The sequence below is a fragment of the Acidovorax sp. LjRoot204 genome (assembly GCF_056175785.1).
Genome location: NZ_JBGFFF010000178.1, coordinates 1 through 7,707, shown reverse-complemented (window position 1 = coordinate 7,707; position 7,707 = coordinate 1). Strand labels below are relative to the sequence as shown.

Here is a 7,707-nt window from a genome sequence, read left to right as displayed (position 1 = left end):
CATTGCGGCATTTCCAGCTCCAGCCGGGCACGGGCCTGCTCTGGCGTCGAAGGCGTCGGGTCGAATCCATCCCTGGCCATGCGTTCTCTCAGAGCGGGGGTGTTGAGTGCCTGGTTCAGGCTGGTGTTGAGCTTATCGATGACTGGCTTGGGTGTGCCGGCCGGCGCAAACACGATGAACCAGGTTTCAAACGTGTAGCCCGGCAGGCCAGCCTCGGCAATGGTGGGCACGTCGGGCATCAGTGGTGAACGCTTCGTGCCCGTGACACCCAATGCGCGCAGCTTGCCCGCCTGCACATGCGGCTGCGCTGCAGACAGCACCGGGAAGCTCATGGCCACCTGGCCGGACATGGTGTCGATCATGGCCGGGCCGCCACCACGGTAGGGGATGTGCACGATGGGCGTGCCTGCCACGGCCTTGAACAGCTCGGCTGACATGTGGAAGGTGCTGCCCGCGCCCGCTGAACCATAGGAGTATTGCCCCGGCTTGGCCTTGAGCAGGGCCACCAGTTCCTTGACGTTCTTGGCTGGCAACACGTTGTTGACCACCAGCACATGCTGCGAACTGGCCACCATGCCGATGGGGGCCAGGTCCTTCAGGGTGTCGTAGGGCATCTTGGCCGTCAGGCTGGGGTTGATGGCCAGGGACACGGTCTGCAGGCCGATGGTGTAACCGTCCTGTGCGGACTTGGCCACCATGTCCACGCCGATGTTGCCGCCCGCGCCGCCCTTGTTCTCGATGAACAGCGAGCCGCCCAGGGCCTTGCCCCATTCGTCGGTGATCAGGCGGGCGGCAATGTCCGCGCTACCGCCGGGTGCATAGGGCACCACGAGCTTGATGGCCTTGGCGGGGTATGCCTGGGCCCATGCGCCAGCGGCGGCAGACAAGGCCAGTGCGGCCGTGGCCACGGCGCGCCATGTTCGTGCCCGCCAGGGATGGGATGTGTTCATGGGTTTGTCTCCTGCAAGGTTCTTGTGTTGTGTTGCAGTGGCATCTTATGAGTGAGCAGGATTCACATAAAGTCATTCAAAATTACTTCATTCGTAAATCAAACACACTAATCACCCACAAGCCCATGGACGCTTTTTCCGACTTGCGGTTTTTTGCACTRCTGATGAAGGAAGGCAGCCTCGCGGCTGCCGCCCAGCAGATGGGCATCACTCCGCCGGCCGCCAGCAGGCGCCTGGCGCAGCTGGAACGGCGGCTGGGTGTGCGGCTGCTGCGCCGCACCACGCGACGCATGAGCCTGACGCCCGAGGGTGAGACCTACCTGCTCGACGGCACGCGCATCCTCGGCGACCTGGATGCGCTGGAGCGCACCGTGGCTGGAGCGCGCAGTTCGCCACGCGGGCTCATCAAGCTGGCAGCCACGCTGGGTTTTGGCCGAATGCACATTGCCCCCGCCCTGTCGGCGTTTGCACGCGCCTACCCCGAGGTGGAGGTGCAGCTGCACCTGACCGACCGGCCCGTGAATCTGGTGGAACAAGGCTTTGACGCCGCCGTGCGATTTGGTGACCTGCCGGACTCACGCCTCACGGCCCGCAAACTGCTCGCCAACCGGCGTGTGCTGTGCGCATCGCCCACCTACCTTGCCCAGGCAGGCGAGCCCGTGCAACCGGCGGACCTGCTGGCCCACCAGTGCATCGTGATCCGCGAAAGCGACGAGACCTACGGCACCTGGCATCTGCGCCAGGGCGAGCGCCAGGAGACGGTGAAGGTGCGCGGCATGCTGAGCACCAACGATGGCGCAGCTGCCACCACCTGGGCACTGGAGGGCCACGGCGTGCTGATGCGATCCGAATGGGACGTGGCGGTCCACCTTTCTGCAGGCCGCTTGCTGTGCGTGCTGCCAACATGGTCGCTGCCGGCGGCCGACGTGACGCTGGTCTACCCCACACGCAGCGATCTGTCGGCCAAGATGCGCGCGCTGACGGACTTCCTGCGGGAGTGGTTCTCGGCACCGCCTCATGTATGAAAGCCCGCAGGCTGAAGTCATCGCACGGGCCACGGCTTGAGATTTCTGCGGATGTGCCGATAACACAGCATGCAGATCTCAAGTGCAACCCCTTCGACGGGCACAGCGTCCAGCGCCAGTGCAGCCAGCAACATCAACAAGCTGCAAAAACGGATGCGCGAACTGACCGACGAACTGCGCAACGTCGCCGGACAGGACATGGAGCCCAAGGCCAAGCAGGAGAAGGTCAAACTGCTGCAGRCCCAGATCCAGATGGTGCAGCAACAGATAGCAGCCATCCAGCGCCAGATGCAGCAAGAGCAGATGGACCGAGCCCAGGCACAGCAACAGGCCAAGGCCAGCCAGCAGCCACGATCCACCCCGGCGAACAAGCCGCAGAGCCTGCCGGGGTTGGGAGAGTCGGTCGATACCTTTGCTTAGTGCTATGGCACTGCGCGAGGACATGCTGCGGAGCGTGCAGCGTCACGCCGTCTTGGATAACGGCTAGGGCCTGTTCATCAGGGTCAGCGTGGCAAACGGCAGGTGGTGCATCAGCTCGCGCAACACCAGCAGCGTGCCCGCAAAGACAGGATCCTCCGGCAGGCCTTCGTGTGCGGCCGGGCGCCCTTCGGCCACAGCGGCCAGGCGGTTGAAAAGACGCTCCATGACCTCCAGCGTCAGCACGCGCTGGGCCCCCGGCGGCACGCCCGCCAAGGTGGCCAGGTCATGCAACGCCGCATCTGCAGACCATGGTGCCCACACCTGCCCGCCGGGCAACAGGCCTTGCAGTTGCTGGTGGCCCACATGGACCTCATCCTCCACTACGGCAATGGCGTTCTCCAGTTCCAGAGGTGTGGGCACGGCATGGCGGAAAAACTGGCGCGCCGTGCGCTCGCCACCCAGCGGCAGACTCAGCCGCACGGACGGCATGGGGGTATCTGCCCCCGCAGCCCAGAGCACCTGGTGAGGCCCCAGGTGCAAGCCACAGCTCCATGCACCCGGCAGGCCGTTGCGCTGCGCCTGCTGGTAGCTGCGTGTGGCCGGGTCGTCGGCAGCAAGACTGTGTTGCTGCGCGTGTGCCGAGGCGGCAGGGAGCGCAGAAAGGGATGGAGAGCTGGGATGGTTCACGGGACCTCCTTGACAACATAACGGCCGAACGCGGGGGAGATGGAGAGGCCGCACTGCCGTTGCCCTGCAGCACTCTAACCCCGCACGGGGCAGGCTGCATGCATACATCGATGACAACGCACAGGACATGCCACACGCGGGCTGCTCAACGCCCACGCCACGGCGACAACAACCGGACAGGGACACCAGACCCGCCACACCGCCGACACCGTGCGCCAGCGCCTTCCTACACCGGGCGCATTCCACGGTCCCTACAGTCGGTTGCGAGGAGAAGGGCACAGCCAGCGCGGTGGCCCCACCACCAGAACCCACCCACAGGAGAACCCACCATGCAAGCCATCCGCACCGCACCTCGCCGCTCCCCCTGGCCGCTCATCGTGGGCGCGGCTGCGTTGATGGGCGTGCTGGTGCTGTCAGCGTGCTCGACGCCACGCACACCGGATGGCGTGCAACCCGTCACGGGCTTTGACGTGGACCGGTATGCAGGGCACTGGCACGAGCTGGCGCGCATTGAAAACTCGTTTGAGCGGGGGCTGACCCAGGCCAGCGCCACGTACAGCCGCAACGCGGACAACACCATCAAGGTGGTGAACCGAGGGTACGACCCGGTGCGCAAGCAGTGGAGAGAGGCCGAAGGCCGGGCAGAGTTTGTGGACAGCCCCGACCGGGCCGCACTCAAGGTGTCGTTCTTCGGACCGTTCTATGGCGGCTACAACGTGGTGGCGCTGGACGAAAACTACCAGTGGGCGATGGTGGTGGGCTCCAGCACCGACTACCTGTGGGTACTGTCACGCACCCCCACCCTGCCCTGGCATGTGCGCGAACACCTGATGGAGCGTGCGAGGGCCCTGGGAGTGGATGTGAGCAAGATCGTCTGGGCGCAGCCCGGTGCAGAGCAACATGCGCGCCGGGTGGCGGTCAGGACCTGATGACAGCGCAGCGGGGCCTGAAGGCTTGCGGCGCCCAGTGAACAGCTCGGCGCCGACGGCACCAGACAATCAAAATTGATAGCAGCCAGCGCATGTTGCACTAGCGCCTGCGGCAGATTTGGCCTGAAACTCACCCACCAGGCACTGTGGCGGCAGCTACCAGACGCTGGGTGTACGGGTGCTGGGGGGCATCCAGCACATCGGCCACGCTGCCACTTTCTAGCACCGCGCCGTCCTTCATCACCACCACATCGTGCGCCATGGCGCGGATCACMTCCACGTCGTGGGTGATGAGCAAGTAGCTCAGGCCCTTTTCTTTTTGCAGGCGCTGCAGCAGGCCCAGCACCTGCTGCTGGATGGTCACATCGAGCGCGCTGGTGGGCTCATCCAGCACCAGCACCTGGGGCTGCACGATCAGGGCGCGCGCAATGGCCAGCCGCTGGCGCTGGCCGCCGGAGAATTCATGCGGGTAACGCTCGAGCAAACGCGGGTACTGGGTCTCGGCCAGGCCCACCTCGTCCAGCGCGGCCTCGACGCGCACGCGGCGCTGGGCCACGGTCAGTGTGGGCTCGTGCACCTTCAGGCCCTCGCCCACGATCTCTTCGACTGTGAGACGCGGTGACAGCGATGAAAACGGGTCCTGGAACACCACCTGCACCCGGCGGCGCAGCTGCTGGTTGGCTGGTGTGTTGCGCGTGGCAGGCTGTTGCCACGCCTGCCCTCCCACCTGCAACTCACCTGCGTATGGGAGCAGCCCCAGGATGGCCTGTGCCAGCGTGGACTTGCCCGAGCCGGATTCGCCCACTACGCCCAGCGTCTGGCCGGGCAGCAGTTGCAGCGTGGCACCTTGCACGGCCACAAACTCGCCCTTCTTGAACCAGCCCCTGATGCCCGGCAATGGCGTGGGGTAGACCACGCGCAGATCCTGTGTTTGCACCACCAGCGCAGTGCCTGCGGGTGGGTCGGCCTCGACCACATCGCGGCGCGGCTGGCTGGCGATCAGGCGGCGGGTGTAGGCATGCTGGGGCGCGCCGAACACCTCGGCCACTGGCCCCTGCTCTACCAGCACCCCCTGCTCCATCACGGCCACACGGTCGGCGAAGCGGCGCACCAGGTTCAGGTCGTGCGTGATCAGCAGCACCGCCATGCCGGTCTGGCGCTGCAAGTCGCTCAGCAGGTCCAGGATCTGGCCGCGCAAGGTCACGTCCAGTGCGGTGGTGGGCTCGTCGGCCAGCAAGAGCTTCGGCGCGCTGGCCAGGGCCATGGCGATCATGGCGCGCTGGCGCTGGCCGCCCGAGAGCTGGTGTGGAAAGCTGTTGGCGCGGCGCGCGGGCTCTGGGATGCCGGTTTGCGCCAGCAGCTCGATGGCGGCTTGCGCGCACTGGGCGCCGGTGAGCCCCTTCTTGAGCAACAGGATTTCGGCGATCTGCTGGCCTATCGTCATCAGCGGGTTGAGCGCGGTCATGGGCTCCTGGAACACCATGGCGATGTCGCCGCCGCGCACGCCGCGCATCTCGCGCTCGGTCATCGCCAGCAGGTCGCCCCGCCCTTGCAGCAGGGCCTGGCCGGTGATGGCGGCATTGCCCGCCAACCGCAGCAGGCTCAACGCCGTGATGGTCTTGCCCGAGCCGGACTCGCCCACCAGTGCCAGCTTTTCGCCCGCAGCCAACGTGAAGTTGACGCCGCGCACCACCTCTTTGGAGCCAAAGCGCACATGCAGGTCGTGGACGCTCAACAGCGGCAGACCCGCAGCCGAGCCGCCGCCGGGCCGCCCCAAGGCAGCGAGAGCCCCCTCGGGGGGCAGCGAGGACACGCCAGTGCCGAGCGTGGGGGACGTCATTGGTCTGCCTTTCGCGGGTCGAGGGCATCGCGCAGCGCGTCCCCCATGAAGGTCAGCAACAACAAGGTGACCACCAGCACGCCGAAGGTGGACAACGATATCCACCACGCATCAATGCTGTTCTTGCCCTGGCTGAGCAACTCGCCCAGCGAGGGCGTGCCGGGCGGCACGCCCAGGCCCAGAAAATCCAGCGATGTGAGCGCCAGGATGGCCCCGCTCATGCGGAAGGGCAAAAACGTGACCACGGGCGTCAAGCTGTTGGGCAGGATGTGACGCCAGATGATCTGGGCATTGCTCACCCCCAGGGCGCGCGCCGCCTTCACATAGTCAAGCTGGCGGTTGCGCAAGAACTCGGCCCGCACATAGTCCGACAGCCCCATCCAGCCAAACAGGCTCAGCAAGATGAGCAGCAGCGCAATGCTGGGCGCGAATACCGCGCTGAAGATGATGAGCAGATASAGCTCGGGCATSGAGSCCCAGATYTCGATGAAGCGCTGGAACGCSAGGTCGRTCTTGCCGCCAAAAAATCCCTGGATGGCGCCGGTGAGCATGCCCAGCAACACGCCTGTGATGGTGAGCGCCAGACCAAACAGCACACTCACGCGGAATCCGTACAGCAGCTGCGCCAGAAGGTCACGTCCGCGGTCGTCCGTCCCCAGCCAGTTGTCTGACGTGGGCGCCGAGGGGTTGGGTGCCTTGGCGAAGTAATTGAGCGTGTTGGGGCCGTAGGGGTTCAAGGTGTAAAGCGCCCAGTTGCTGCCAGCGGAGAGGCGCTCCTTGACGAAGGGGTCCAGGTAATCGGTTGGTGTCTCGAAGTCTCCGCCGAAGGTYTTYTCGGGGTAGTCCTTGAGCATGGGGAAGTAGGTTTGCCCCTCGTAGCGCACGATAAGAGGCTTGTCGTTGCTGACCAGCTCGGCGCACAGGCTCACCAGCACCAGGGCGCAGAAGATCAGCAGGCTCCAGTACCCCAGGCGATTGCGCTTGAAGCGCAGCCACGCGCGGCGGGAGGGCGAGAGCGAAGGCGATGCGGGAGCAGAACTCATCAGGGCCATGGGTTCGTTCGGGCTAGTCAAACTTCACGCGCGGGTCCACCCACACATAACAAAGGTCGCTGACAAGCTTGGTGACCAGCCCGATCAGCGTGAACAAATACAGCGTGCCCAGCACCACGGGGTAGTCGCGGCGGATCACGCTCTCGTAGCTGAGCAGGCCCAGGCCGTCGAGAGAGAACAGGGTTTCGATGAGCAGCGAGCCCGCAAAGAACGCACCGATGAAGGCAGCGGGAAACCCGGTGATGATGGGGATGAGCGCGTTGCGGAACACATGCTTCCACAGCACCTGCCGCTCGCTCAGGCCCTTGGCACGGGCCGTCAGCACGTACTGCTTGCGGATCTCTTCGAGGAASGMRTTCTTGGTSAGCATGGCSGTSACGGCAAAGCTGCCSAGCACCATGGCGATCACCGGCAGCGTGATGTGCCACAGRTAGTCSACGATGCGCGCRCCCCAGKACAGCTCGTCCCAGTTGGSYGACGTGAGSCCSCGCAGCGGAAACCACTGCAGCTGCCCGCCRAAGATSACCAGCARCGCCACMCCCAGCACAAARCCCGGAATGGCATAGCCCAGCAGGATGAGCAGCGTGGTCACCAGGTCAAACCGCGACCCGGCCCGCACCGCCTTGGCCACACCCAGCGGCACGGCGACGAGGTAGCTGATGAAGAAGGTCCAGAGGCCGAGGCTGATGGAGACCGGGAGCTTCTCGACCACCAGTTGCCACACGTCCTTGTTCTGAAAGAAGCTCTTGCCCAGATCAAAACGCGCGAACTGGCCCAGCATCTGAAAAAAACGTTCATGTGCAG

Annotated in this window: 8 protein-coding genes; 3 read left to right on the top strand and 5 right to left on the bottom strand. The window is 65.2% G+C overall.

The window, feature by feature from the left end; genetic code table 11:
• Window positions 1–950: tripartite tricarboxylate transporter substrate binding protein (locus AC04MI_RS21510; protein WP_476498651.1), on the bottom strand; the 950-nt coding region annotated here is incomplete at its 3' end.
• A 125-nt stretch (window positions 951–1,075) separates the two neighbouring features.
• Here AC04MI_RS21510 and AC04MI_RS21505 point away from each other — a divergent pair.
• Window positions 1,076–1,975, top strand: coding sequence for a LysR family transcriptional regulator (locus AC04MI_RS21505; protein WP_436077039.1), 900 nt, complete (start codon window positions 1,076–1,078; stop codon window positions 1,973–1,975).
• A gap of 69 nt (window positions 1,976–2,044) precedes the next feature.
• Complete coding sequence (locus tag AC04MI_RS21500) at window positions 2,045–2,395, top strand: FlxA-like family protein (RefSeq protein ID WP_476498650.1); 351 nt, start codon at window positions 2,045–2,047, stop codon at window positions 2,393–2,395.
• Window positions 2,396–2,458: 63 nt separating this feature from the next.
• Here the strand turns inward: AC04MI_RS21500 and AC04MI_RS21495 are convergent, their stop codons facing one another.
• Window positions 2,459–3,082 carry a hypothetical protein gene (locus AC04MI_RS21495; RefSeq protein ID WP_207780551.1) on the bottom strand — a complete coding sequence of 208 codons (624 nt, stop codon included), beginning with the start codon at window positions 3,080–3,082 and terminating at the stop codon, window positions 2,459–2,461.
• Between the two features lie 329 nt (window positions 3,083–3,411).
• Between AC04MI_RS21495 and AC04MI_RS21490 the strand changes: the two genes are divergently transcribed.
• Complete coding sequence (locus tag AC04MI_RS21490; protein ID WP_056064024.1) at window positions 3,412–4,011, top strand: lipocalin family protein; 600 nt, start codon at window positions 3,412–3,414, stop codon at window positions 4,009–4,011.
• 130 nt (window positions 4,012–4,141) lie between these two features.
• Here the strand turns inward: AC04MI_RS21490 and AC04MI_RS21485 are convergent, their stop codons facing one another.
• The 3 genes from AC04MI_RS21485 to AC04MI_RS21475 form a co-directional block, all read right to left on the bottom strand.
• On the bottom strand, window positions 4,142–5,851 hold the full coding sequence (locus AC04MI_RS21485; RefSeq protein WP_476498649.1) for an ABC transporter ATP-binding protein: 1,710 nt from the start codon (window positions 5,849–5,851) through the stop codon (window positions 4,142–4,144).
• A complete protein-coding gene (locus AC04MI_RS21480) occupies window positions 5,848–6,894 on the bottom strand; it encodes an ABC transporter permease (protein ID WP_476498648.1) in 1,047 nt (348 codons plus the stop codon). The genes AC04MI_RS21485 and AC04MI_RS21480 overlap by 4 nt, the downstream gene beginning before the upstream one ends.
• A 22-nt stretch (window positions 6,895–6,916) precedes the next feature.
• A partial coding sequence (locus AC04MI_RS21475) for an ABC transporter permease subunit (RefSeq protein ID WP_476498647.1) occupies window positions 6,917–7,707 on the bottom strand: 791 nt, incomplete at its 5' end.

What these genes read in the sequence shown, in the direction of transcription:
- AC04MI_RS21490 (WP_056064024.1), top strand. Translation starts at nt 3,412, where the DNA reads ATGCAAGCCATCCGCACCGCACCTCGCCGCTCCCCCTGGCCGCTCATC.